The 22,486-nt window shown below is 57.0% G+C and carries 21 protein-coding genes; 6 read left to right on the forward strand and 15 right to left on the reverse strand.

The features are described 5' to 3' along the window. Complete coding sequence (locus tag HMPREF3149_RS00555; RefSeq protein WP_070535675.1) at positions 1-693, forward strand: energy-coupling factor ABC transporter ATP-binding protein; 693 nt, start codon at positions 1-3, stop codon at positions 691-693. Positions 694-697: 4 nt separating this feature from the next. Further along, on the forward strand, positions 698-1,312 hold the full coding sequence (locus HMPREF3149_RS00560) for an energy-coupling factor transporter transmembrane component T family protein (protein WP_070535678.1): 615 nt from the start codon (positions 698-700) through the stop codon (positions 1,310-1,312). Positions 1,313-1,327: 15 nt separating this feature from the next. On the opposite strand, the gene HMPREF3149_RS00565 is transcribed toward HMPREF3149_RS00560, so the two are convergent. The 4 genes from HMPREF3149_RS00565 to pgsA form a co-directional block, all read right to left on the reverse strand. Then, positions 1,328-2,164 carry a PspA/IM30 family protein gene (locus HMPREF3149_RS00565; protein ID WP_070535681.1) on the reverse strand — a complete coding sequence of 279 codons (837 nt, stop codon included), beginning with the start codon at positions 2,162-2,164 and terminating at the stop codon, positions 1,328-1,330. Between the two features lie 142 nt (positions 2,165-2,306). Further along, complete coding sequence (locus HMPREF3149_RS00570) at positions 2,307-2,657, reverse strand: helix-turn-helix domain-containing protein (RefSeq protein ID WP_070535683.1); 351 nt, start codon at positions 2,655-2,657, stop codon at positions 2,307-2,309. A gap of 45 nt (positions 2,658-2,702) precedes the next feature. Continuing rightward, the gene (locus HMPREF3149_RS00575; protein WP_210385387.1) at positions 2,703-3,194 is read right to left on the reverse strand and encodes a CinA family protein; all 492 of its coding nucleotides are present in this window, start codon (positions 3,192-3,194) and stop codon (positions 2,703-2,705) included. Then, on the reverse strand, positions 3,176-3,766 hold the full coding sequence (pgsA, locus tag HMPREF3149_RS00580) for a CDP-diacylglycerol--glycerol-3-phosphate 3-phosphatidyltransferase (RefSeq protein ID WP_141741426.1): 591 nt from the start codon (positions 3,764-3,766) through the stop codon (positions 3,176-3,178). The genes HMPREF3149_RS00575 and pgsA overlap by 19 nt, the downstream gene beginning before the upstream one ends. Before the next feature lie 112 nt (positions 3,767-3,878). Between pgsA and HMPREF3149_RS00585 the strand changes: the two genes are divergently transcribed. Further along, positions 3,879-4,169 carry a YciI family protein gene (locus HMPREF3149_RS00585; protein ID WP_042531269.1) on the forward strand — a complete coding sequence of 97 codons (291 nt, stop codon included), beginning with the start codon at positions 3,879-3,881 and terminating at the stop codon, positions 4,167-4,169. A 24-nt stretch (positions 4,170-4,193) separates the two neighbouring features. Here the strand turns inward: HMPREF3149_RS00585 and HMPREF3149_RS00590 are convergent, their stop codons facing one another. The 5 genes from HMPREF3149_RS00590 to dapA form a co-directional block, all read right to left on the reverse strand. Beyond that, entirely contained in the window at positions 4,194-5,312 is a 1,119-nt protein-coding gene (locus HMPREF3149_RS00590) for a TerC family protein (protein ID WP_042531271.1), read from the reverse strand. Between the two features lie 180 nt (positions 5,313-5,492). Beyond that, positions 5,493-8,756 (reverse strand): DNA translocase FtsK, encoded by a 3,264-nt coding sequence (locus HMPREF3149_RS00595; protein ID WP_070535691.1) that lies wholly within the window; start codon positions 8,754-8,756, stop codon positions 5,493-5,495. A gap of 77 nt (positions 8,757-8,833) precedes the next feature. Further along, the gene (locus HMPREF3149_RS00600) at positions 8,834-9,472 is read right to left on the reverse strand and encodes a TIGR03085 family metal-binding protein (RefSeq protein ID WP_070535693.1); all 639 of its coding nucleotides are present in this window, start codon (positions 9,470-9,472) and stop codon (positions 8,834-8,836) included. Between the two features lie 42 nt (positions 9,473-9,514). Beyond that, the gene (locus tag HMPREF3149_RS00605; RefSeq protein WP_083280728.1) at positions 9,515-11,653 is read right to left on the reverse strand and encodes a ribonuclease J; all 2,139 of its coding nucleotides are present in this window, start codon (positions 11,651-11,653) and stop codon (positions 9,515-9,517) included. 2 nt (positions 11,654-11,655) lie between these two features. Next, entirely contained in the window at positions 11,656-12,564 is a 909-nt protein-coding gene (dapA, locus tag HMPREF3149_RS00610; RefSeq protein WP_070535695.1) for a 4-hydroxy-tetrahydrodipicolinate synthase, read from the reverse strand. Positions 12,565-12,835: 271 nt separating this feature from the next. Between dapA and HMPREF3149_RS00615 the strand changes: the two genes are divergently transcribed. From HMPREF3149_RS00615 to HMPREF3149_RS00625, 3 genes are all read left to right on the forward strand, one after another. Further along, the gene (locus HMPREF3149_RS00615) at positions 12,836-13,954 is read left to right on the forward strand and encodes a sensor histidine kinase (RefSeq protein ID WP_070535698.1); all 1,119 of its coding nucleotides are present in this window, start codon (positions 12,836-12,838) and stop codon (positions 13,952-13,954) included. A 123-nt stretch (positions 13,955-14,077) separates the two neighbouring features. Next, positions 14,078-14,293 carry a hypothetical protein gene (locus HMPREF3149_RS00620; protein ID WP_070535701.1) on the forward strand — a complete coding sequence of 72 codons (216 nt, stop codon included), beginning with the start codon at positions 14,078-14,080 and terminating at the stop codon, positions 14,291-14,293. Between the two features lie 27 nt (positions 14,294-14,320). Further along, positions 14,321-14,998 (forward strand): response regulator transcription factor, encoded by a 678-nt coding sequence (locus tag HMPREF3149_RS00625; RefSeq protein ID WP_070535704.1) that lies wholly within the window; start codon positions 14,321-14,323, stop codon positions 14,996-14,998. 86 nt (positions 14,999-15,084) lie between these two features. Here HMPREF3149_RS00625 and HMPREF3149_RS00630 read toward each other — a convergent pair whose 3' ends face one another. The 6 genes from HMPREF3149_RS00630 to HMPREF3149_RS12860 form a co-directional block, all read right to left on the reverse strand. After that, positions 15,085-17,139 (reverse strand): cysteine peptidase family C39 domain-containing protein, encoded by a 2,055-nt coding sequence (locus HMPREF3149_RS00630; protein WP_070535706.1) that lies wholly within the window; start codon positions 17,137-17,139, stop codon positions 15,085-15,087. Beyond that, on the reverse strand, positions 17,140-17,883 hold the full coding sequence (locus HMPREF3149_RS00635) for a hypothetical protein (RefSeq protein ID WP_070535708.1): 744 nt from the start codon (positions 17,881-17,883) through the stop codon (positions 17,140-17,142). Positions 17,884-17,886: 3 nt separating this feature from the next. After that, positions 17,887-18,591 (reverse strand): hypothetical protein, encoded by a 705-nt coding sequence (locus HMPREF3149_RS00640; RefSeq protein WP_070535710.1) that lies wholly within the window; start codon positions 18,589-18,591, stop codon positions 17,887-17,889. 31 nt (positions 18,592-18,622) lie between these two features. Beyond that, the gene (locus HMPREF3149_RS00645; RefSeq protein WP_070535712.1) at positions 18,623-19,519 is read right to left on the reverse strand and encodes an ATP-binding cassette domain-containing protein; all 897 of its coding nucleotides are present in this window, start codon (positions 19,517-19,519) and stop codon (positions 18,623-18,625) included. Positions 19,520-19,531: 12 nt separating this feature from the next. Next, on the reverse strand, positions 19,532-22,117 hold the full coding sequence (locus tag HMPREF3149_RS00650; protein ID WP_070535715.1) for a lanthionine synthetase LanC family protein: 2,586 nt from the start codon (positions 22,115-22,117) through the stop codon (positions 19,532-19,534). A gap of 104 nt (positions 22,118-22,221) precedes the next feature. Then, the gene (locus HMPREF3149_RS12860; protein WP_083280729.1) at positions 22,222-22,368 is read right to left on the reverse strand and encodes a lacticin 481 family lantibiotic; all 147 of its coding nucleotides are present in this window, start codon (positions 22,366-22,368) and stop codon (positions 22,222-22,224) included. Positions 22,369-22,486: the final 118 nt, after the last annotated feature.

The raw sequence follows: 22,486 nt of genomic DNA on the forward strand, positions 1-22,486 counted from the left end.
GTGCCACAGATTGAGTTCCGCGACGTATCCGTCGCCTTCGATGAGAAGCAGATTCTTGACGGCATCTCGCTTACCCTGAACGAACAACGAATTGGAATCATCGGCGCCAACGGCGGCGGCAAGTCCACGCTTGTGCGCCTCATCAATGGTCTCGGAGAGCCTACAACAGGGGAAGTCCTGGTAGATTCAATGGACGCCGCCAAGCACGGCAAAGACATACGCCGAAAGGTGGGCTTCGTTTTTTCCGATGCCGAGAACCAAATCGTTATGCCCAATGTGCGTGATGACGTGGACTTTTCTCTGCGCCGGCTCAAGCTACCTAAAGACGAACGCGCGGCGCGCGTTGACGCCGCGCTCGAGCGTTTCGGTCTCGCCCCACTCGCCGAGCAATCTCCACACACGCTTTCGGGCGGGCAAAAGCAGCTACTCGCGCTGGCCGCAGTTCTCGTCATGGAACCAACGGTCATCATCGCTGACGAACCCACCACATTGCTCGACCTACGCAACCGCGATCGTATTCGCCGCGAATTCGCCCGACTTGAACAGCAGCTCATCGTGGTGACGCACGATCTTGATTTCCTCTCCGACTTCGACCGTGTCCTGTGCATCGATAACCACAAGGTCGCCGCCGATGGATCCCCAGAGGAGGTCATCCCCTTCTACACCGACCTCATGGCCTCCCGCCCGCTTTAGCATCATGCCAAGAAACATCCCCCTCGGCTTCTATGTCGACGCTGACACCGTCATTCACCGCCTCCCAGCAGCGGCGAAGTTCATCGCACTCGTCACATTCGTTCTTGTGACTACCTTCGGGGTGCGCACGATACCGTGGGCAGTAGTGAGCCTTGTTCTTCCCCTCCTGTTCTTCCCCATAGCGCGTATCCCCCTGCGCGTCGCAGCAGGACAACTTGCGCCCCCGCTTTACTTGCTCGTAGCACTCGCAGCTTTTCAGTGGTGGCAAAAGGATTTCACATCGGCGGCCATCATGTTTCTCACGGTCTACGCCGCTGTGACCGCAGCCATCCTCCTGACGCTTACCACGAAGGTTTCCGAAATGATGGATTCCTTTGACCGCGCCCTTGCCCCCTTAGGCCGGTGGGGAGTCCCCGTGGAGAACATCACCCTTGCAATGTCTCTGACCATTCGCCTACTCCCCCTCATGTTAGGCACGGTGCTCGAAGTGCTCGACGCACGAAAAGCCCGGGGCGCCACGGCCTCACTGACCGCATTCGGCACCCCGGTGATTATTCGTTCCATTCGCCGCGCCCGCGCCATGGGCGAGGCCCTCCAAGCACGCGGCGTAGGCGACTAGAACCTCAAGGCACCTTTATTCGCCGCGCAGCTCACGCAGACGAGCCTGGACAGCGTCATCCGCGGCGCTCGACTGTGCGTTGTTCCCGTTCGCACCGATAGCCTGCTGGGAGTTACCCTCCACGGCCTTCGGATTATTCATCTCCGCACGAATCTGCTCAAGACGTGAGTGGCCAGCTAGCTGCACACCAGCCTGCTCGATCTCCTGCATACGGTTCGACACAGAGTTCTCTGCCAGCTCAGCCTGGCCCAGAGCCTTGGAGTAGCGGCGCTCAATCTTGTCGCGAACGGCATCGAGGGACGGAGTGTTTCCATTGGCCGTGAGCTCATTCATGGAGCTGAGGGACTCAGAAACCTTCTCCTGCATCTTTGCCTGCTCAAGCTGGGACAGCAGCTTCGAGCGCTCGTTGACCTTCTCGCGCAGAGCCATGCCGTTGCGCTCAACGGCCTTCTTGGCCTGCTCGGCCTGCTGCAGGGCTTGGTCATGCAGCTTCTTAGTGTCCTCCACGGACTGCTCAGCAGTCACAAGCTGAGCAGCGAAAGCCTCAGCGGCGTTCTCGTACTCAGTCGCCTTCTGTGCGTCACCTTCAGCACGAGCCTTGTCAGCCAAGTTCAGGGCATTACGGGTGTTCTGCTGCAGCTTCTCAATTTCGCTAAGACGACGGTTGAGCTGCATCTCCAGCTGGCGCTGGTTACCAATCACGGCGGCTGCCTGTTGGGAGAGTTCCTGGTGCTGGCGCTGCGCTTCCTCGATGGCCTGCTCAATCTGGACCTTCGGGTCGGCGTTCTCCTCGATCTTGGAATCGAAGAGAGCCATCAAGTACTTCCACGCCTTTACGAATGGGTTCGCCATGTCAAAAGGGGCCTTTCTCAGCAGTTGGGAATGTTCACATTAACGGTTAAACCACTCTGCACGAGTGTTTTCTACCCGCTCAATAGTAGCGAAGTGGAATGAATTACGTCAGAGTTTATGGTCGAGGCTGAGCCACAGCTCACTAAAGTTCGGATGCCGCAGGCGCCGTGGACGCCAGTTCCTCATCCATCGAGGGCAGCGCCATGAAGCCAGCAGCCTCAATGAGGACATCGGACACGCTCACGTCCAACGCATGACATACGGATGCAAGAAGTTCGGAGGACACCTCTTTGCGGCCGCGCTCCAATTCCGAGAGGTATCCCGGGGACACTCGCGCAACACCGGCGAGTTCACGCAAGGTCACGCCTTTGTCCGCGCGGAAGGCGCGGAGGGTGATCCCCAAGGCCTCACGCAGCAAAGGCTCTGGGGTCCGCTCTGCGGACCGCACTGTGGTCTGAGTAGGCTTGTCAAGAAGTGCAACTGAAGTGTTCATCACCTCGTATAACGCATGAGCGGCCGTGCTTGTTCCCGAGTTCTCCTAATTTTCTTGGATAGTTGATAGAAGTAGGCTCAAGGCTGCGTCAACGGCCGCCTCACGTACCACATTGCGCCCGGCATTCTCGAGTTCGAAAAGAACACCACGCTTCGCCTCGCCCCTCCGGCACATCCCCACAAAGACAGTTCCGGCCGGCTTTCCTTCCTGTAGATCGGGCCCAGCTACTCCTGTGAGGCTTATTCCCCAGTCAGCGCCGGTCTCCTCACAAGCGGCCCGCGCCATCTCGATAGCCGTCTCTGCGGACACGACCCCCTGCTTCTCCAGGTGCTGAACACTGGTGCCGAGGAAGTGCGCTTTCACCTCAGTCGCATACGTCACCAATCCGCCCTGCAGGACCGCTGAGGCTCCAGGTACGCTCGCTACAGTGGCGGCTGCTAGACCTGCGGTCAGCGATTCGCAGAAAGCTACCGTCTCACCACGATCTCGCAGGGCTGCGACAAGCTGCGCTGCTAGACTCACTGATTTTCCTTGCATCCATCGACGAGATATTGAACACCCGTCACCACAGTCACAATGACGGCCGCAAGCATCACGATGAAGCTGGGGATGTCCATCCAGCCCGGAAGCGGGCACAGGTAGAGAGCCACAGCCACAGTCTGCAGCGCAGTCTTAAGTTTCCCGCCCTGGGAAGCAGGTACCACCTTGCCCTGGCGCAGCAAAAAGAAGCGCCAGATGGTGATTCCAAACTCGCGGACGAGAATGAGAACGGTCACCCACACTGGCAAGGCCCCAGTGATATTGAGACAGACAAACGCTGCGGTCATCAAGGCCTTGTCTGCAATGGGATCAGCAATCTTGCCAAAGTCTGTGATGAGCCCCCGCGAACGCGCGATATCGCCGTCCAACTTATCCGTGATCATGAGAAGCACGAAGCAGCCGAACGCCCACCAGCCGTGCCCAGTAAGCACCAACCAAGCAAAGAGTGGGATGAAGAGAATTCGCAGACTCGTCAGGATATTCGGCAGGTTCCAATTAGACACCTCGGGGTTAACATCCGTGGCATGAGATTGGTTTCGCGCATCCTGAGACTTGTTCACACGGCTCATCTTACCGTGTACACCCGTCACGAAGGGCCGTGACGCCATGGCTCATGTCCCGCATCGCCCCTACGCTTTAAACAGACCACAGATCCCCGCACTGCGCACTAGCATTATCAGCATGAAGTACTTCGCAGTGTCCTACGACTACAATCCGTCCAACCCGATCATCGCCCAGGCCCGCCCCAAGCACCGCGAATTCATCGGCGCTCTTCATGCGAAGGGCCAGGTATGCGGTTCTGGCCCCTTCACTGATTCCAAGGGCGGCGCGCTCATTGTCCTGCAGTTTGAGGACGAGTCTGTCGAGGTTGCCCAGGTCATCGAAATTATGGATCAGGATCCCTTCTACACGGAAGGCGCGGTCACTGCCCGCGCCTTCCGTGAGTGGAACCCCGTCATCAACTCTTTCTAAAACACCCCCACCAGCTGCCTAGGTTTACGGCAGCTGGTTCTCTGGTAGTTCCTCCGCCTTACCGAGGAACTCACCCTTCTTGTTGCGGACGATCTTGTTTCCAAAGTCATCCCAGTCGTAGTGATTGTGGGAAATGACTACACCACCTTGCGCTTGGTCGCGCTTGTCTTTCCATAGGGAAAGCACAACCGTAATGACAAGCACACCCACAATGACAAGCAGCGACATCAGCGTGGAAATCTCCGGTATGGCGCTGACATCCTCACCACCATTGATGAATGGCAGATTGTTCTCGTGCAGGGCGTGGAAAAGCAACTTCACACCGATGAAGAGCAAGATAATGCCCAGTCCATAAGGCAGGTACACCAGGCGATCAAGCAAGCCGTCGATCAGGAAGAACATCTGGCGCAGACCCATCAGCGCGAAAGCATTCGTGGTAAAGACCAAGAACGGCTCCGAGGTAATGCCGTAGATGGCTGGGATGGAGTCGAACGCAAACATTACGTCAATGAGACCGATGGCAGCCAGCGCCACAAACAACGGGGTCAGCGCAAACTTTCCCTTTTTCTCACCAGATTCCTCACGGTGCGTGAGTTTGTCACCGTGGTAGCGCGGGGTCACGTGGACAACCTTGCGCAGCCACTTCACCACCACCATGTCGTTGGGGTCGGTCTCAGGAGCGTCATTGATCTCATCAATGAGCAGCTTCACCGCGGTGTAAATGAGGAAGATGGCGAAGAGATAGAACACATCAGACCAGGCTGCGATAATAGCCGCACCCAACATGATGAAGATGAGGCGGAACACCAGCGCCAAGACGATACCGATAAGCAGTACCTTCTGCTGGTACCTGCGGGGAATCTTGAACGAACCCATGATGAGCGAGAAGACGAACAAGTTGTCCACACTCAAGGCTTGCTCAGTAATCCAACCCGTATAGAACTGTGCGGCATGTTCATGGTCCCACAACACCCACACGACGCCGCCGAACACGACAGCGACACCCATGTAGAACAGAGTCCAGCCACCAGACTCCTTAATGGTCGGCTCGTGCGGCGAGCGTACGTGGCTGTAGAAATCGAAAATAAAAAAGCCCAGGATCACTGCAATGGTGATGACCCAGACCCATACAGGTACATGCATAGCGCACTATCCCTCCGGTCGGCATAACAACAGAGACCGGAGGTCTCCCCCGCTAGCTAAGCTCACTCATAACTCAGCTAGCCGGCGCGACCGGGAACTGTCGTGCAGTTGCCGTGTTGACGATCAGCGCCGAAACAATGGGGTACTCCCCTCCAGGACCTGTCCTATCCTACACGGAATCTAGAACGCGCCGGCGGAGGGGTTGGCGTTGATCTGGACGGTCCGGGTGTCGTCGCCAAGCACTGCCCCATCTCCCTCAGCAGTACCGTCCGCGGATGCCTCAGCGCCCTCAGCGTCCTGGATCTCCTTCGGGGCCTCTGCAGGATCCGCGCCCTTAATCATCCAGATGATGGTGTCGAGCTCCTCCGGTTTCACCAGAACTTCACGCGCCTTTGATCCTTCGGAGGGGCCCACGACGCCGCGCGATTCCATAAGGTCCATGAGGCGACCGGCCTTGGCGAAACCGATACGAAGCTTGCGCTGGAGCATCGATGTGGAGCCCAACTGGGAGGTAACGACAAGGTCAACGGCCTCAAGGAGGTCGTCCATGTCCTTACCAATCTCTTCGTCGATCTCCTTCTTCGCTTCGGACGTCTTATCGTCGGTAACGCCCTCGGTATAGTTCGGGGTGCCTTGGGCCTTTGCGGCGTCGACAACCGCCTGTACCTCGTCATCAGAGACGAAGGCACCCTGCATACGCACTGGGCGGCCTCCCTGCGGAATAAAGAGGCCATCGCCCATACCAATGAGTTTCTCCGCACCGCCTTGGTCCAGGATGACGCGCGAGTCAGTCAGCGAGGACGTGGCAAATGCCAGGCGGGAAGGCACGTTCGTCTTGATAAGACCCGTGACAACATCAACAGATGGGCGCTGGGTTGCCAGCACCAGGTGGATACCGGCCGCACGCGCCTTCTGAGTAATGCGCACGATGGAGTCCTCAATTTCCTTCGGCGCCGTCATCATGAGATCGGCGAGCTCGTCGACGACACACACGATGTACGGGTATGGGCGCATCTCACGCTGAGATCCGGCCGGGGCCTGGTACTCGCCGCTGCGGACCTTGCGGTTAAAGTCCTCAATCTTGCGCACGCGGGCAGCCTGCATATCCATGTAGCGCTGCTCCATCTCCTCCACAAGCCACTGCAAGGCGGCCGCAGCCTTCTTTGGCTGCGTGATAATGGGAGTGATGAGATGCGGGATGCCCTCGTAAGGGGTGAGCTCGACCATCTTCGGGTCAACCAAGATGAGGCGAACATCCTCCGGTGTTGCGCGCGTCAGCAGCGACACCAGCATGGAGTTCACAAATGCCGACTTACCAGAGCCGGTAGCACCAGCCACGAGCAGGTGCGGCATCTTCTTAACAGAGAAGGAGGTGTACTGGCCCTCGATGTCCTTGCCCAACCCGATGAGCATCGGGTCATTGTCCGCACGCAGCGCCGGGGAATCCAGCACATCACGCAAACGCACCATCTCGCGGTCGGCATTGGGAACCTCAATACCCACAGCAGATTTGCCCGGAATCGGGGTCAGCAGGCGCAGGTTGTCCGTAGCGACGGCATACGCCAAGTTGGACTGCAGGTTCGTGATTTTCGAAACCTTGACACCTGGTCCTAGCTCAATCTCGTAGCGGGTCACTGTGGGGCCACGGCTAAAGCCAGTGACCTGGGCGTTGACCTTGAACTCCTCAAAGACATCAGTGATGGCTTCGATAATTCGGTCGTTGGCCTCAGTCCGAGCCTTTGCGGGCTTACCCGCGGTGAGAAGCTCCGTGGTCGGGACATCGTAGCCACCGCCCAGAGCGGTATCCTCCGCACCAGTAGGTTCCACGGGGGCTGTCTGCGCTTCGGTCCGGGCTGGCTCGTCCACCTTGGCGCCGGTCGTCGCATCACGCCCGGAGCGCTGCTGGAACAAGCGCACGGCTTCGGAGTGCGCAGCGGAAACAACATCGTCGCTGGCTGCACCAGGTTGAGCTGCGCTTGCCGACGCCCCCGCTGCCGCCGCACCCAATGCCGCACCAGCCGCCCCACCGACGTCGACACGCGCACGCTTAGGTTGAGGTTTGGGCTCTGGCTCTGGTGTGGGCTCGCGCTTTGCTTGGGGTTCGGTGGGTTCCGGCACGGCTGGGAACTCGTCAGTGTCACCAAGCTTGGTTGTCGGCTCACTGTCGAAGGACGGGCGACCATGCTGCACCGGCTCGTGGTGAACAGGCTGAGCAGCAGCCGAGTCAAAAGACACCGTAGCGTTCTCACCGGGCTCCGCTACCGGGTAAGTCTTCGCTGGGCGCGGGCGGGGACGTGGAGTATAGGATTGACGGACCGGCCGCTCACGACCTTCAGCAATAGCATCGATATCATCGCTGACGTAGCCGTAATCGTCCTCCGAATCGCCGACAAGCAGCTCTTCTTCCCCGCCTCGCTTACGATCACGCAGGCCGCTTACCAAGGCGGAGAACTGTGCCGCCACAAAGTCATAAGCTTCACGCAGGGTAATTCCCGTAATGTTGAGCGCCCCGTAGACGATGAGAAGGAACAGCAATGGAACCGCGACATAACTGGAAAATGCCGCGACGAGCAACTCACCAATCGCAAAACCAATAGCGCCACCGGCCTCACCAGCAGCATTATCCTTCCAGGTCAAGTCCGGAAGTCCAGCAAAAATATGTATGAGGCTTAGCATGCACACCGCAATGAGCGAGGTGCCGCCGACAACACGCGGCTTGAAATGCCCAGCTGGCCCGGAGAGATCCATCATGAGTGCAATGGCTACTACCAGCAACGCCACCGGAAGAACATAGGCGCCGGCGCCAATGACATAGCGCACGGCGTCAGTGAGGTATTCACCAATAATGCCGGCAATCTGGAACCAGGTAGCGCATGCCAAGATAATGGCGACGCCAATCAGAACGAGAGCAACCGCATCCGGATTGGATACCCGAATGCTCGCTTCCTGGCGGGAAGGGCGCTGCAGAACGGTCGTGGCGGAATCCTCATCGACGTCCCGCGCGCGGGTCACCTTGCTCTTCTTCTGAGGGACCTTACCTGCAAGTTGCTCAGTTGTGGTGTGTGTAGCCTTCTTGTTCTTCGCGCGCCCAGAAATTTCCCCTGGCTCCCTCAACTCGTCGTAATCCTCGTACGCCTCTGCGTCATAGGCATCATAATCATCGTCGTAGACATCCTCGTCCCGACCGCCCTGCCCCACGGGCTTGAGCCCTGCAAGGCCATGACCGACGCCCCGGGCCATACCGCCCATGCCGCGAGCAGTTGCGCCAAAAACCGTTCCAAACCCGCGCCCCACGGCACGAAAGGCGCTGCCGGTCCTCTCATCAGAGGTCTCGGCAGCGCGATGAGCAGACGTCAACGAGTAAGTGCTTCGGCCGGACGGCCGCGAACGATCAGCGGCACGACCTCGACCGGAAGCGCGAGACGGAGCGTTTTTGACAGACATGTCTGCCACTCTAGTAGCAAACACACCATTAACAACATAAGCCACACGCGTGTGGCGATCTTTTTGTCGAGTTCAGTCTATAGACTTGACCTAACGATCGCGGACTCATCGCCCACAATCTGCACCTGTGCAGCATCGCGACCAAAAGCCCACAGCAGAACCTCGGACACCGTTCCGCGAACCCGCACTACTGCATCGCCTTTATCGGCCACACCGTGCTTATCCGCCGTCACGATGGGCGGGAAGCCCTCTGCCTCCAGCACTACCGGAAGCGTCGACTTCGACAGAAAACTCGGCCCCATCATTTTCAAAGGAAGGTGAAGTTCGTTCTGTGTCGCGGCAGAAAAGTCCCGCGCTTCGGTGCGTCCATTTGCCCGACGAATGTCCTCGTGATGAACAAAGTGCTCTGCTGTATTAAGAACCTTATCTACATAGCGAAGCGGGTTGAACTTATGTGCGCCCTTCCCCCAGTCATCAACAACCTCATCGTAATCACGCTCGAGTACTTCCTTGGTCACCGCGTCCAAGCGTGGCTTCAGCGCCGGTATGAATAGACCTGCAGAGGCATCCAGTCTGTTTTCGCGCACCCACAGGTGTGCGGCGAGGTCACGGGTAGTCCACCCCTCACACAATGTCGGCGCATCGGGGCCTAGCTCATGAAACAGCGCCACCATCTTGGTGCGCTCAGCAGATGAAAACGACATGCACCCCAGCATACCTGCCTGGAGTAGGAACGCTGGGGTGCGATCGCGGACGCTTTAGAGCGACTCGCGGGAGGCTTCAACCTCGTCATCATCCGGGAGCAGGATATCCGAGTTGGTCGGTACAATCGTGGGCAAAATGACCGGCTCACGCTTGTACTTGGACGACATCAGCTTCGCCACCTTGCGGCGGATCTTCTGAACCATACGGTAGGTGTCGTTCTCCCCTTCGGCTGCGAGATCATTCATGGAATTCTCCACCATCTCCGCAACCTCCGGCACGATGCCGCGGTCATCATCAGAGAATCCAGTCGTGGAGACCGTCGGGTGCTCCAGCAGGCGGGAGGTGCGGTTGTCAATGACACAGGTAATGGACACAACGCCACCGGCACCAAGGTTGGTGCGGTCTGCGAGGGTATCTGCGTCGACGTCACCCATGGACACACCATCAACGTAAAGATTGCCCACTGGCAATTGGCCGACTACCTCAGCGCGACCATTGCGCAGATCGACCACAACACCGTTCTGTGCCAGGACTACGCGGTCACGGGCAACACCCGTGGAAATCGCGAGCTCCTTGTTGGCGCGCAAGTGACGCCACTCACCGTGAACCGGCATGGCGTTCTTCGGACGTGCTGCGTTGTAGAGGAACAGCAGCTCGCCGCCGTAGCCATGACCAGAGGCGTGAACTTTAGCTTCCTTATTAGTGATGACCTCAGCACCAATCTGGGACAGCATGTTGATGACGCCAAAGACAGCTTCCTCATTACCCGGAATCAGGGAAGAGGAGAAGACGATGAGGTCACCATCACGTACCGTGATCTGACGGTGCTCGCGGCGTGCCATACGGGACAGCGCTGCCATCGGCTCGCCCTGAGTACCGGTAGTGATGAGCAGCACCTTGTGCGGAGCCATCTTGGCGGCCTCATCGATCGGGATGATCGTGCCGCGCGGGACCTTGAGGAAGCCCATCTTCTCCGCGATCTCCATGTTGCGCATCATCGAGCGACCGTTGAACGCAACCTTACGGCCGGCGGCCACGGCGGCGTCGATAGCCGCCTGCACGCGGTACACGTTCGACGCGAAGGACGCGATGATCACGCGCTGCTTGGCTCCAGAAACCAAACGCTTAAAGGTCGCCGGAATGTCACCTTCAGAAGCAGAAACACCCGGGATGTTGGCGTTGGTGGAGTCACACAGCATGAGGTCCACGCCCTCATCACCGTAACGCGACAGTGCTGGGAGGTCAGTCGGGCGGTTATCCAGCGGGGTCTGGTCCAGCTTGATATCACCGGTGTGAATGATATTGCCAGCCGGGGTGCCGAGCATGACACCAAGTGCGTCCGGGACCGAGTGGTTCACTGCCCAGAAGCGGCAGCGGAACGGACCGTAGTTCACATCAGACTTCTCGTTGACTTCAACGAACTTCGGCTTCTGGCGGTGCTCCTTACACTTTGCAGCAATGAGCGCGATGGTGAAGCGCGATGCCACGATCGGGATATCCGGGCGCAGCTTCAAAAGCCACGGGATAGCGCCAATGTGATCCTCGTGCGCGTGGGTTACGACGAGTGCCTTGACCTTGTGAATCTTCTTCTCAATCGGACCAAAGTCCGGGAGAATCAGGTCCACGCCCGGCTCACCGGAGGACGGGAAGAGCACACCACAGTCGATGATGAGCATCTCATCCTGGTACTCAAAGACGGTCATGTTTCGACCGATCTCGGAAATACCGCCCAAGGCATAGATACGCAGAGAATCCTTCTGCTGCTTCGGCGGCTCCGGCAGACGCTTGGTCAAATCCGCGCCCTGCATGGACTTAGGTACGTTGCGACGGCCGCGGCCATTATTCTTGCCGCCATTGTTGCCGCCGCGACCACGGCCACGATTGTTGCCGCCGTGGTTCTGGGCACCACCGTTGTCTTTGCCGTTGTTGTTATTGCCGTTGTTGCCACGGTTGTTTCCGCCGCGGCCACGGCCGCCACGGGAACCGCGCGAGCGGCGGCGGCCGTTGCCCTCGTCGTCGTTGGAGGACGAGGAGTGAGCCTCGTTGGAGGCGTTGTTATTCGCCGCAGAAGCCTGCTCGGAGGGAGCCTGGAAAACCGGCGAAGCCGCCTCGTTCGAGGCCGCTTCGTTGGTTTCTGCCGGCGGGCCCGCCTTGCGGGTCACCTTCCGGGCACGTTTTTGGGGTTCAGTCATTCTTAAAGTACTCCAGCCTTTTCCATATCTAGGCGCAGAGCAGCAATCTCGTCCTCATTCGCTCCGAGGACCGGAAGACGCGGCTCTCCGCAATCAATGCCCTGCAGTCGCAGGGCCGCTTTTGCCATGGTTGCTCCACCCAGACGCGCCTGTGCGTGAATGAGCGGGGTCAAAATCTCGGCGTTAATCTCGCGCGCACGCGCCAGATCGCCGGCTTCAAACGAAGTATAAAGCTCTGCGAGAGCCTGCGGCGCGGCGTGGCCGACGACGGAGATAAAGCCCGATGCACCCAGGGCGACCCAGGGCAGGTTGAGCGGATCGTCGCCGGAGTACCAGGCCAGGCCGGTCTCTCGCATGAGTTCGGCGCCAAGTCCAAGGTTGCCCTTGGCGTCCTTGACGGCACGGATGGTGGGTAGCTCCGCCAAGCGACGCAGAGTATCTGCCTCGATGGCAATGCCAGAGCGGCCAGGGATGTCATAGACGCAGATCGGAGTATCCGTTGCATCCGCGATGGCAGCAAAGTGGCGGTAGACGCCCTCCTGGGAGGGCTTGGAGTAGTACGGTGCCACGACGAGGAGGCTGTCAACGCCTACCTCAGTGGCGGCGCGTGCCATCTCGATGGACACGGCCGTGTTGTTCGTACCGACGCCCGCGCAGATCTTCGCGCGGGCGCCAACCTCGGCCTTGACGGCCTTGAGCAGGTCTACTTTCTCCGCCGGCGTCGTCGTCGGCGACTCGCCCGTCGTGCCTGAGATGACCAGGTGATCGATCCCGTTGTCGACGAGGTGAGCGGCAAGGCGTCGCGCGCCCGGCAGATCGAGGTTGCCATCACCGTCAAACGGGGTGACCATAGCAACTCCGACGCGTCCGAACGTCTCAACGCCATTCTTTGCTGTCATACCTGTGCTCATGGGGTACAAGAGTACCCGCCCATGGCCCTCATGTAGACATCGGGCGGCGAGTGGCGTAATCCGATCGGCTCGGATCTTCCCATCCTCCCCGGCGTGCCAGACTCACTCGCCGAGACTTGGAGGAGTGGAAATAGTCGGTCTTCTCAGTAATGTCACGCGACGAGATACATTCTGATAGTTGTGTAATCATTGTTATTCGTACCTCGAATAAGTCGGACCACCGCGCCCAGCTTCATCCGATCACCATGTAAAGCCACAATCCTCTTACACCATGCACTTGAAAACGATTCCGGCCACCATGTGGCGCGTCACGCTTGTCGTACTGACCCTGACGGTATTCGCATTGGCCGCCTGCGAAAGCCACCTAGCGGGAACAATGATGCTCATCGCAAGCCTCAGCACCATCGTAGCTGCCCCACGCACCCCAGCGAGCTCCGCGGTAGCCGCTATATTTCTCACAATCGCGGTCTCCTCGTTTAGTGGATTGGGCAGTATCTTGACACCAGTGACCTTGGGAATAGTCGCCGGAGTCCTAGGCTACAAGGGGCATTTGCTCGGCGGCGTTGCGTACGCCATTGCCGCCGAATTTTTCGGCACTATTGACCTCGAACACAAGCAATTCATTCCGGACTCGTTGATCGGAAGCGTTCTCCTAGGGGTTTTCATTTTCGCTCCCCTAGTGGGCGGCTACGTTCAAGGAGTGCGAGAATCCACACACGAAGCAGAACGCATCCGCTATGAAACGGCCATGCAGCGTCACCGTCAGGCAACTATTCAGACCTTGCATGACTCAGTCGCACGAGCACTCACATCATCTGTCCTCCAAGCCGAAGGCCTTGCTTTAGAACCCAACATCAGCCCTACCCTCAGAGAGAAACTTCGGTTCATTTCCAAGGAAAATCGCAACGCGATCACTCAGGTCCGAGAACTCATCCGTGTACTCGACTCGTCCGATACCGAAGATGCACTCTTAGAGGTACCCACAACCTTTGAGAAACAGCTCGAAGAATTTGCAGCCCTCTTACGCAGCCACGACTTCCAGGTCGAGGTGACCAACTCCGGGCTTACCCCGAAGTTGCTGGCCTCAGTTCCTACGTTTACGACGCCTATCATGATTGAGTTAGCCTCCAACATCTCCAAGTACGGCGCCCCCGGTAGCACGGTGCATGTCGACGTCTCCGCGACGGACAACACCCTACTGGTTGAAGTACGCAACCGTTTGGGTAATGCGCAATCCCAGTCATATCTCAGCACCGGTCTCGGGCTAACAGAAATCCACAAGGAAGTGACGGATCACCACGGCTCTTTCTCCTGTGGTCCCGACGGCGACGAGTGGATTTCACGGTGGACTATCCCACTCAAAAAGAGGCCCTTTAGTACCCAAAGGTAACTAAAGTACCCACACCTTTTTGTTACGCACCACGGCAGGATTTTTGGTTTAACCTTAAGCCTGTTCACCTCGCGCGGTTGACCATTCTGCCCCAACTAACAGCCACCTCAAGGAGTCAGTTCCATGAAACGCCTTCACATCCGTTCCGTCATCGTCCCTGCTCTCGCGTCGCTGCTTGTCGCAGGAACCCCCGCGCTCGCCCATGCAGACACAGAATCTGCCGCTGCTGCTTACGCCCGAAACCTTACCCCGGATTTTCAGCAGGCCCGGCAGTCGACTATTGCCAGCGTCGAGGAGATCTTCTCGTGCCGCAATGGTCACGCCGTATGGTGCAAATAGACGCACAGAAAAGGTACTTCCGTTTCAATGTCTCAACCCCCGTACCGGCTCCTCATCGTCGATGACGACCACATAGCCCTGCAAGCGCTATCACGCTATTTCTCAACAACCGACGACTTCCTTGTCGTCGCAACTGTGCCCAACGGCCAGGACGCACTCGCGCTGCTGCAGCACGAACCTGTCGACGTAGTATTGGCTGACATCCATATGCCCAGCATGAATGGTCTAGCTTTACTCAAAGAAATCAAGGGGTTGGCTTACCCGCCCGTGTTCGTGGCCATTACTGCACTGGACAACGATAAAACGGTTATGAAGGTTCTGGCTAACGGCGGCTCGGGATACATTCTCAAGAGTCAAACCCCAGAATCGGTCATCCAGTCCGTGCGTGACGCCGCCACAGGCGGCCTCGTGGTCTCCCCGAACGCGGTCCACCACCTTATTGAAAAAATTCCCGGCACGCAGCCTGCACACTCCCGCCCCTCACCTCTCATCGATACGTTGACCTCTACCTCCTCCCCAATGTCCCAGGCGGACAAGGACGTGCTTAAGCTCCTTTGTCAGGGCAAAAACAACATGGAGATTGCCGCGGCAATGCACTACTCGGAGTCGGCGACAAAGAAGCGTGTCTCGAAGCTCATTCACCAGTTCGACGCCAGGTCCCGACTTGATCTGGTCGTAACCATGCTCGGCCCAAGCCAGAAGTAGCAGCTGTACAAGGCCTCAGAAGCAAGCTCCCTTTAGCTGGGAAGTTCACGCCACGAGGCCCCCTAAGTCCCATGCAGCAGGGTCGGTTACTGGGGCGGCGAGGATTCAAACAACCCCTCCGGAGTAATCCGCCACACACGGTCCATCGCCGCGCACGTGCGCTCGTCATGGGTTACAGCAATCAGGGTGAGTCCTTTAAACCGCGGTGAGTGCGAGAGTTTGTGCAAAAGCCTTAATGATGTCTCTGAATCAAGGTGTGATAGACCCTCATCCCACAACGCAAGCATGGGTTCCTGCACCAACGAGATCGCTAACCGCAAACGCTGACTCTGGCCTGTGGAAAGATTGCCGCCATTAACCTTTATCCGGGAATCTAATTGCTCGGGTAGACGATGCACCACATCCTCCAAGCCCACCACGTCCAGAAGCTCCCAGATCACGTGATCCTCAACGCGGTCTCCAGGAGCGCAGTGCTCATTGAAAAGCTCGCGCACGCTGCCCTGGCCTAACGACATTCCGGGGAGCTCAACACTGATATCGCCATGATTGACCGAAGAATCCAGCATTATCTGACCTGAGTGCGCTGAAAGCCCTGCCAACGCTGCAATCAGCGAAGACTTCCCCACCCCGGATTCTCCTACGACTGCAATGCGATCCCCCTTGTATATTCGTGTAGTAATGCCGGAATTAAACAGGTCGCCTTTGCCATGGCACATATTAAACTCGTCGATTGTCATCAGGGCACCGTTTGTATCGCCGCTAACCAGACTCGACTTCGTCTCTGGGGTGAAGAGATCCTCATTCTGTTCAGCCACGGCACCGACCTCACTAAGGCCGCTAATAAGGCCTTGGAAGCTCGGAGCAAAACCCATCATGAGGGCACAGAGCGCCTGGATAGACAGGATGTCACCGGTTGCCAAAGTGCCTGCTTGGAGCCCATACCATCCCACCACCGACACCCAGGTCGTAATTGCTACTGAAAACACCATGATGATGGTGGACTCTGAAATCGCGAGGCCGTAGAGCCGTATCCCTAGTTTTCGAATTCCCCTCTCAGTGGAATTCCAGCGTCCAATCCGCCGATATGCCGACTGCTTGACAAGGATGTCAGCGACGTTATTGATGTCGACGGTAGCTTGCGTCGCAAACTCTATATAGCGCTGAGTTAACTTTGTCTGCGTCTCGGCGCGCACGCTGGCCATCCGCCAAGACACCAGGAGGAAGCACACATAGGACGTTGCGACGCCAGCAAATGCCAAGGGCGATATCCACAACAGGTAAGCTCCCACCACTGTAGAACCCACGATGCCTAGCAGTGAAGGCAAAGCTCTGCTTAGTAAGTCATCACGCACCTGGCCTCGCAGATTCAATTTTTGAACTAGCGCTGCGGTGGAAACCACCGAATAGTAAGCGTATTCTCTGGTAAGCGCTCCGGTGAAGAGCTTCGGGACGTATCTTCGGGTAAAACTCCGGTCAAGTCCCTTCATCCCCAGAAACTGTAACAATCCGCTCGTGAGGGCAACGATAACAATCGTCCCCACGGCCACGAACGCTGGCAAGGCGGGTGAGGACGATTCGAGGATTGCCAACGGAATTTGGCTGGCCACGATGACGGCGGCCTGTGAGATCACCAGCCCTAGAATAAACACGGCGGCGCTACGCGCGCTGAACTGACGAATGAGGCGGGCAAGGGCTGGTCTAAATCTCGCCGATCCGAGTGGGGAAAACCGTTCCTTGTAGTTGGGGGTTATCTGCACGAACGCTCCGCTGAGCATGCTCGCAAGTTCCGTGTTGGGGACTCGGCGCGGGCCGTAGGCTGGATCCATGACATAACTGGTGGACTTCCCTACTCTAAGCACTACAAAATGTCCATGCTTTTGATGCGCGATGAGCAAAGACTTCAGTTTCCGAAGCGAAGCCAACTGTTCTGGGACAGCCCAGAATCCGCTTACCGTGACACCGTGATCGACTTCATGTCGACGCAGTGCAGAGATCGACAGGCCATCGGCACCTAAATCGTTGTAATCAATGAGCTCAGCGAGCTCGACGCGTTTGCCCATCGCCGATAGCACGGAAGTGTAGCAAGCCAGAAGACAATCGTTTTCGGTTTGCTGGTAAACCATTCGAGGAGCAGAGAGCATTTAAACCTCATTCTGATCCATGACAAGAGATGCGCGCCATCCCACGACCGTGGCACCAACGCCGAGTGCAAGACTGACAGCCAGAACCAACCACGAACCTACTGAAAGGTCGAGAAATGGATAGCCAACTGCCGAGGTAATGACTCCGAGGGGATTATACGTGGCCCACCGCGCGAACTTGACGAGCAAGACGGCGCTGAGCATTGTTAGTCCCAAACAAGTACTAAAGCCAATTCCAAAATCACCGGTCTTGATGTAGATAGCGGCGCAAATCAATCCCCAAGCAACCACCGCAACAATATTACGCAAAGCTAAAACTGTAACGGTAGTCGCCGCAAACTCAGGACCGACATCGCTCAACGATGTGGCGATAAGCCACCCCACCACGAGCGCGATGGAGAGCACGAGGCCCAGTGCAACGAGGGAGACGATAAGCGCAACGATCTTGCGGGACGCATTCTTTCCTCTCGCGCGGAGCATGTCCACGACCTGCGTTTGAAACTCTGCTTTAACAAGGGTGCCCGCCAGAATCGCAACGATTACCGGACCAATGAACAACGCATAGATCTGCGTTGCCGCGGAAGCCCACGCGCTCTCGGCTATCTGCTCCGGATGGATTACGTCCCCGTTGTCAGCGATGAAGGCCACGGACGTCAGGGCTGCCACGCCCGCGATAATTACTGCTCCCGCGAGGTAGCCCCATAGAGGCTGGGCCTTTTTGAGTTCGAGCCAATAGAAATTCATGATTTACTTCTCTTTCCCAAGCTGAGTTTTCAAATATCCGAAGATCCCGAGGGCCAACAACGCTGCGGCGGCAAGCGAAATCCCGAGCCCGAGCATGGCATCTGGATTGAGCTCGTAGCCCAAGAGAGGCTGTGCCGGATCGACGTCTCTGAAGGGAGCTCCAGAGATCAAAGCTCCCATAGGGAAGACTGCCCACACCAGCGAGGTTTCGCCAATGAGAGAAACGCCAACCACCGATAGAGCAAGTGCAGCGACTGCGGCGGGCACAAGTCCGCCCAGTCTCAGGTGAGCCGTCGCAATGACAAACGCGGTACTGATCACGGAGACCAAGAGAGCACAGAAGAAAGGGAATACATCGATGGACTCACCCAACGAGTAATGAAAGGCAACAAGCGCCGCGAGTGCGCCGGCATATCCGAGTGCCCACACAAGAAGGAACAGTAGCGCCGTGCCGAGCCGTGAAACCAAAAGACGACCGATTTTCCCATTCCGCGCCCTGACGACGCCCCAAATCCCGTTTTCTTGCTCCTCTGAAACGAAAACATGAACGATTGCGAACACCACCGGCGGCATCGTGAAGAGCGCAACAGCACTTGCTTGACTAATCATGCCTGCTGAGGAATCCGCCGCAGGATTGTTTCCGCCACGGAGCCCGACATTGGCAACCATCATCCACGCCACGGTAGCGACCACGGCAAGAACAGTCATGATTGATGCTTTACGCAGATTTGTCGAATACTTATCCAACGCTGCCACCTCCGAGAGTCATCTCGAAGAACTTCTCTTCCAACGTCGGCGCATAGAGGCACGCGGACTGGAGAGGAATGCCAACAGCACTAACTGCTGCGATGAGTCCTGGCAAGTCCACTGTGGACTCAAGCCAAAAGCGGCCCTCTCCTGCAGAGCTAAAAGCTAGGCTGTGATCGCGTAGCCAGCGTTCCAGGGCCGTCGGATCGGGCGACTCCACCAGGGTCTTTTCCCCTGCCAATAGGTCATTCATAGGACCGGAGTAGCGAATATTGCCTTGGTCAAGAATTCCCACATGCGTTGCAACGTTTTGCATCTCCGACAGAATGTGACTGGAAACCATGATGGTGACATCGTGGGTGGCAGGGAGTTGTTGAATAAGCTTGCGAATTTCGACGACTCCTTGCGGGTCAAGACCATTCGTTGGCTCATCGAGGATGAGAAACTCCGGTTGTCCCAGCAACGCAAGCGCTATCCCGAATCGTTGCTTCATGCCGAGGGAATAATTCTTCATCGGTCGTGCCAGAGATGGGTCGAGTCCTACTGTATCCAGCAACTCTCGCGCGTTGGAGGCGTCTACTCCAAACAATCGTGCCAGGTAGGTAAGGTTTTCGAGGGCGCTGAGAGCTGGGTAGAACTTAGGGCTCTCAATGAGCGAGCCGACGTTCGTGGGCTGTCCTGGCAGACCTTCGGCAGTTGAGAACTCAAATTTTCCGTGATTGAACGGTTGCATACCGACGAGCCCCTTCATGAGGGTACTCTTCCCGGCACCGTTCACGCCGAGCAGTGCATATACTGCTTGTTCTGGCACTGTCATGTCGATATTCCTGAGGACGTGGTGGGTGCCGAAAGACTTGCCCACGTTCGTCACATTGAGTTTGTATGCCATGTATTCGTTCCTTTACCACTCGGGGGTGATGATGCCCGCAGAATTGTTCGGTTTAAGTGCACAGAGGATGCCACCCGCTCCCACTAGGAGTCCCTTGGAGTGCTGCGACATTCCTGTCGCATTAAGCGCGCCGGATGTGGCAACCTGCCCTGCCAATTCGCGCCGGAATGCTGCCGTCGCGTCTATCAGCTGCTGACGATAAGCCGGCAGTCGCGCTTGCAGAAACTCCAGGATGAGTACGGATCCGGCAACGCCGTGGCATACGCAATCGTTGCCGAGGCTGTTGCCGTGAGCAATCAGGTTCGGAAGGTGAGACGCAATGTCACTTTCGACATGGTCCTTCACTGCGCGCAGGGGGCTTTCGGCGAGTAGGGCTCGCGAGATCAAGGCCCCTCCGGAGCCGTTGCACCATTGTAATGAGTCAATATCGTCACCATAGCGAGAGTCGTTGAGAGAACCTCGGCCCAGCTCACATTCTAGGTCCAAAAGCTTGGACACCGCTGTCTCGAGGCGCGGTCCACTGGAATTAAGGTGCGCATATTGTGCTAATGCGGCAATTACTCCTGAGGCACCGTGTGCAAAACTAACGTTGTCGACCAAGAACTTCTGGTTCACGAGTTCGGATCCATCATGGTCAAGAATCATTTCGACCAGTGCGTTGACCAATGGAACCAGTGTGCAATCAGAGTTTCCCGCTAGTGCATATATAACTCCTGGAGCGCCCATGAGCATGTCGAGGCAGTGCTGGCTAGTCCCAATAGAGTCCAAGCTCTCGGCGATGACAAGTTCAAGGAACTCGTGTTCGGGGAATCTCTGATTAGCAAGAGGTGCCAAGCGTTTCAGTTCGCTTCCGATTCCGAGCACACCCTTGTAGTAACCGACGTGGTGAGCAGGGTCATCAAGATGATTTTGCAACGCCTGGTTGAGCTGGGCGTAATACTCCTCGGAGTCTTCCCGTGTGAGCTTGGTAGTTCGCCGCAGCGCCTTAATCACCCCAGCAGATCCGAAATACATATCGTCCGGAATGGCGCTGACCGCCACTGCTTCTTCAGAGTCCACTGTCACTGAGATCCACGCGTGAGACTTGTCCCGAAACGAAGAGATCCTATCCCCCTCGATGTGCCGTATTAGGCGTTCCTGTGCCGGTTGTATCATCGCCAAATTGTCAACGTATTCGTTGCGCAGACGTGTCGACCCAGGTAATGCGTTGGACAGCGTGGTGAGCCCAAGGCAATAACTCAACAAATCTCGTGATGATGAGCGCCAGTATTGAAAATTCTGTGGCTGTGCCCAAAGATGGCGGTGCGCACCCAGCGCTTCGGCGATGACAGGTTCCCGGACGTTGGTGGTAGCCTCCCACAGACTTCCGTCTACCACATCCACGGTAAATCTCGGAATTCTTCCGTCCCGGAGGCATTCAATTTCCTGCGTTTTTACCTCTGGCGACAAATGCTTCGAGGTCCGGAAGATGGTGTCGGCAATTGCGCTGTTCGGGTCGTCGGGGGCATGACAGAACGCTTGGCTGATGAGGGCGGAATATCCCGTCGTGTGTCGAATGAGGGCTCTTCGTTGTGTGTTGTCCTCATGGAAAAGACTTTCTTTGAGTTCTCTTCCATGGCGGACAAGGCGGGCACTCGCCAGGTCGAACCCCCTCAGAATGCTGTTCGCGTACTCTCGCGATGCAGTCTGTGACAGTTGCGTCTTAGCGACGGGAAGATGTGTTATCGCGGACGTGGTTTCAACGTTCAACATGAATCGCTGTTGCACATCATCGAAATAGGGAAACACGGATTCATTAACATCACTTTCCAAGGGCGAAATTCCAGGTCCAAACAAGGTGGCAGAATGGTTGAGTGGAACCATCCCTGTGCTGGTAGGAAAGCTAGCTATGATGCCGTCGACGAGGCGTTGAGCATCATTCCTCACGGTGGGGGAATGAATGAAGCCTAAATTAACCACTTCACAATCCACAGGAACTGGAAAGTGACCATTGCAGATCAAGTTCTCGTGATGCAAGTCAGAGACGTGCATGAAGCTCATGATGGCAACCATGGCGCCATAGTTGAAGAAGTACGACTCTAGGTCAGTGGACCAGGCGTGATCTACTGCTTTCTGCCAGGTAGAGCGTTCAGTATGAATAGTGGGCCAACCGCGAAATGGGGACGGCAGACTAACGATGTCATAGGCATGGCAGAGGTCGCGTTCAATTTTGCTAACGGCGCCTTTCCTGTACCACGTACTCCCGTCCGAGAGTCCTATGCGCAGAGTGATCCCTGATGTATGTGGATCGCCGCATTCAGTCATCGACTCGATCGCCACGCTGTGGTCGATACCGGCGAGGCGAGGATGGACCTCATACTGAAATTCCTCAAGGGCGCGTTGGCGTGTGTCTGCAACAAGCTGTGCATCCGAGTTGAGAAGATGAGCGAGTTGACTGTCGTTGCTAAGGCCTTGTTCGACTTTTCGAACCGAACGCAGGCGGTTGAAGTCACAGGCGATTCGCTTTTTAAGCAGTGTACTGACGAAGGGACTGACGGAGGTAATATCCATCTTGCACAACAGCTCTGCCGCAAGACTGTGGATATGTTCTGTAAGCACGGAGGAAATAGTCGAGGTCCTCTCTGAAGATTGGGGAGAAGCTACGAAATGAAAGAAGCAACTGCATACGCCGTGTGGCGCTTGCAGTTGCCGCTCGGGGCCGTTTAGCAGCAGCCGAGCCACTTCATCTTGGTGTTGGCATGGCAATCCTTGGTGACGGTGACAACCCAGCCTTCACCTCGAGCGCCGAGAACTCCGTCGAGTTCCGCGTCAGACATGGGGGTGATGTCAACAGTGGTGTTCTTCTTCATGGTTGTGCTCCTTCAAGCAAGTTGTCGGTGGAAGGTGTATTTCCACCGGGTTGGTGTTCTGCCTCAGCCGGTTGACTGCGACATGTTGAACCTTACGGGGATGAAGGAGCCCGTGAAG

Origin of the sequence: Corynebacterium sp. HMSC05E07 (genome assembly GCF_001807225.1) — a bacterium.
Taxonomy (GTDB): domain Bacteria; phylum Actinomycetota; class Actinomycetes; order Mycobacteriales; family Mycobacteriaceae; genus Corynebacterium; species Corynebacterium singulare.

Excerpts from the sequence above, each read along its gene's own strand:
- dapA (WP_070535695.1), bottom strand. The coding sequence starts at position 12,564 with ATGAGCACAGGTATGACAGCAAAGAATGGCGTTGAGACGTTCGGACGC.
- HMPREF3149_RS00585 (WP_042531269.1), top strand. The coding sequence starts at position 3,879 with ATGAAGTACTTCGCAGTGTCCTACGACTACAATCCGTCCAACCCGATC.
- HMPREF3149_RS00640 (WP_070535710.1), bottom strand. The coding sequence starts at position 18,591 with ATGACTGTTCTTGCCGTGGTCGCTACCGTGGCGTGGATGATGGTTGCC.
- HMPREF3149_RS00615 (WP_070535698.1), top strand. The coding sequence starts at position 12,836 with ATGCACTTGAAAACGATTCCGGCCACCATGTGGCGCGTCACGCTTGTC.
- HMPREF3149_RS00590 (WP_042531271.1), bottom strand. The coding sequence starts at position 5,312 with ATGCATGTACCTGTATGGGTCTGGGTCATCACCATTGCAGTGATCCTG.
- HMPREF3149_RS12860 (WP_083280729.1), bottom strand. The coding sequence starts at position 22,368 with ATGAAGAAGAACACCACTGTTGACATCACCCCCATGTCTGACGCGGAA.
- HMPREF3149_RS00570 (WP_070535683.1), bottom strand. The coding sequence starts at position 2,657 with ATGAACACTTCAGTTGCACTTCTTGACAAGCCTACTCAGACCACAGTG.
- HMPREF3149_RS00645 (WP_070535712.1), bottom strand. The coding sequence starts at position 19,519 with ATGGCATACAAACTCAATGTGACGAACGTGGGCAAGTCTTTCGGCACC.
- HMPREF3149_RS00620 (WP_070535701.1), top strand. The coding sequence starts at position 14,078 with ATGAAACGCCTTCACATCCGTTCCGTCATCGTCCCTGCTCTCGCGTCG.
- HMPREF3149_RS00630 (WP_070535706.1), bottom strand. The coding sequence starts at position 17,139 with ATGCTCTCTGCTCCTCGAATGGTTTACCAGCAAACCGAAAACGATTGT.
- HMPREF3149_RS00560 (WP_070535678.1), top strand. The coding sequence starts at position 698 with ATGCCAAGAAACATCCCCCTCGGCTTCTATGTCGACGCTGACACCGTC.
- HMPREF3149_RS00635 (WP_070535708.1), bottom strand. The coding sequence starts at position 17,883 with ATGAATTTCTATTGGCTCGAACTCAAAAAGGCCCAGCCTCTATGGGGC.
- HMPREF3149_RS00605 (WP_083280728.1), bottom strand. The coding sequence starts at position 11,653 with ATGACTGAACCCCAAAAACGTGCCCGGAAGGTGACCCGCAAGGCGGGC.
- pgsA (WP_141741426.1), bottom strand. The coding sequence starts at position 3,766 with ATGAGCCGTGTGAACAAGTCTCAGGATGCGCGAAACCAATCTCATGCC.
- HMPREF3149_RS00600 (WP_070535693.1), bottom strand. The coding sequence starts at position 9,472 with ATGCTGGGGTGCATGTCGTTTTCATCTGCTGAGCGCACCAAGATGGTG.
- HMPREF3149_RS00565 (WP_070535681.1), bottom strand. The coding sequence starts at position 2,164 with ATGGCGAACCCATTCGTAAAGGCGTGGAAGTACTTGATGGCTCTCTTC.
- HMPREF3149_RS00575 (WP_210385387.1), bottom strand. The coding sequence starts at position 3,194 with ATGCAAGGAAAATCAGTGAGTCTAGCAGCGCAGCTTGTCGCAGCCCTG.
- HMPREF3149_RS00595 (WP_070535691.1), bottom strand. The coding sequence starts at position 8,756 with ATGTCTGTCAAAAACGCTCCGTCTCGCGCTTCCGGTCGAGGTCGTGCC.
- HMPREF3149_RS00625 (WP_070535704.1), top strand. The coding sequence starts at position 14,321 with ATGTCTCAACCCCCGTACCGGCTCCTCATCGTCGATGACGACCACATA.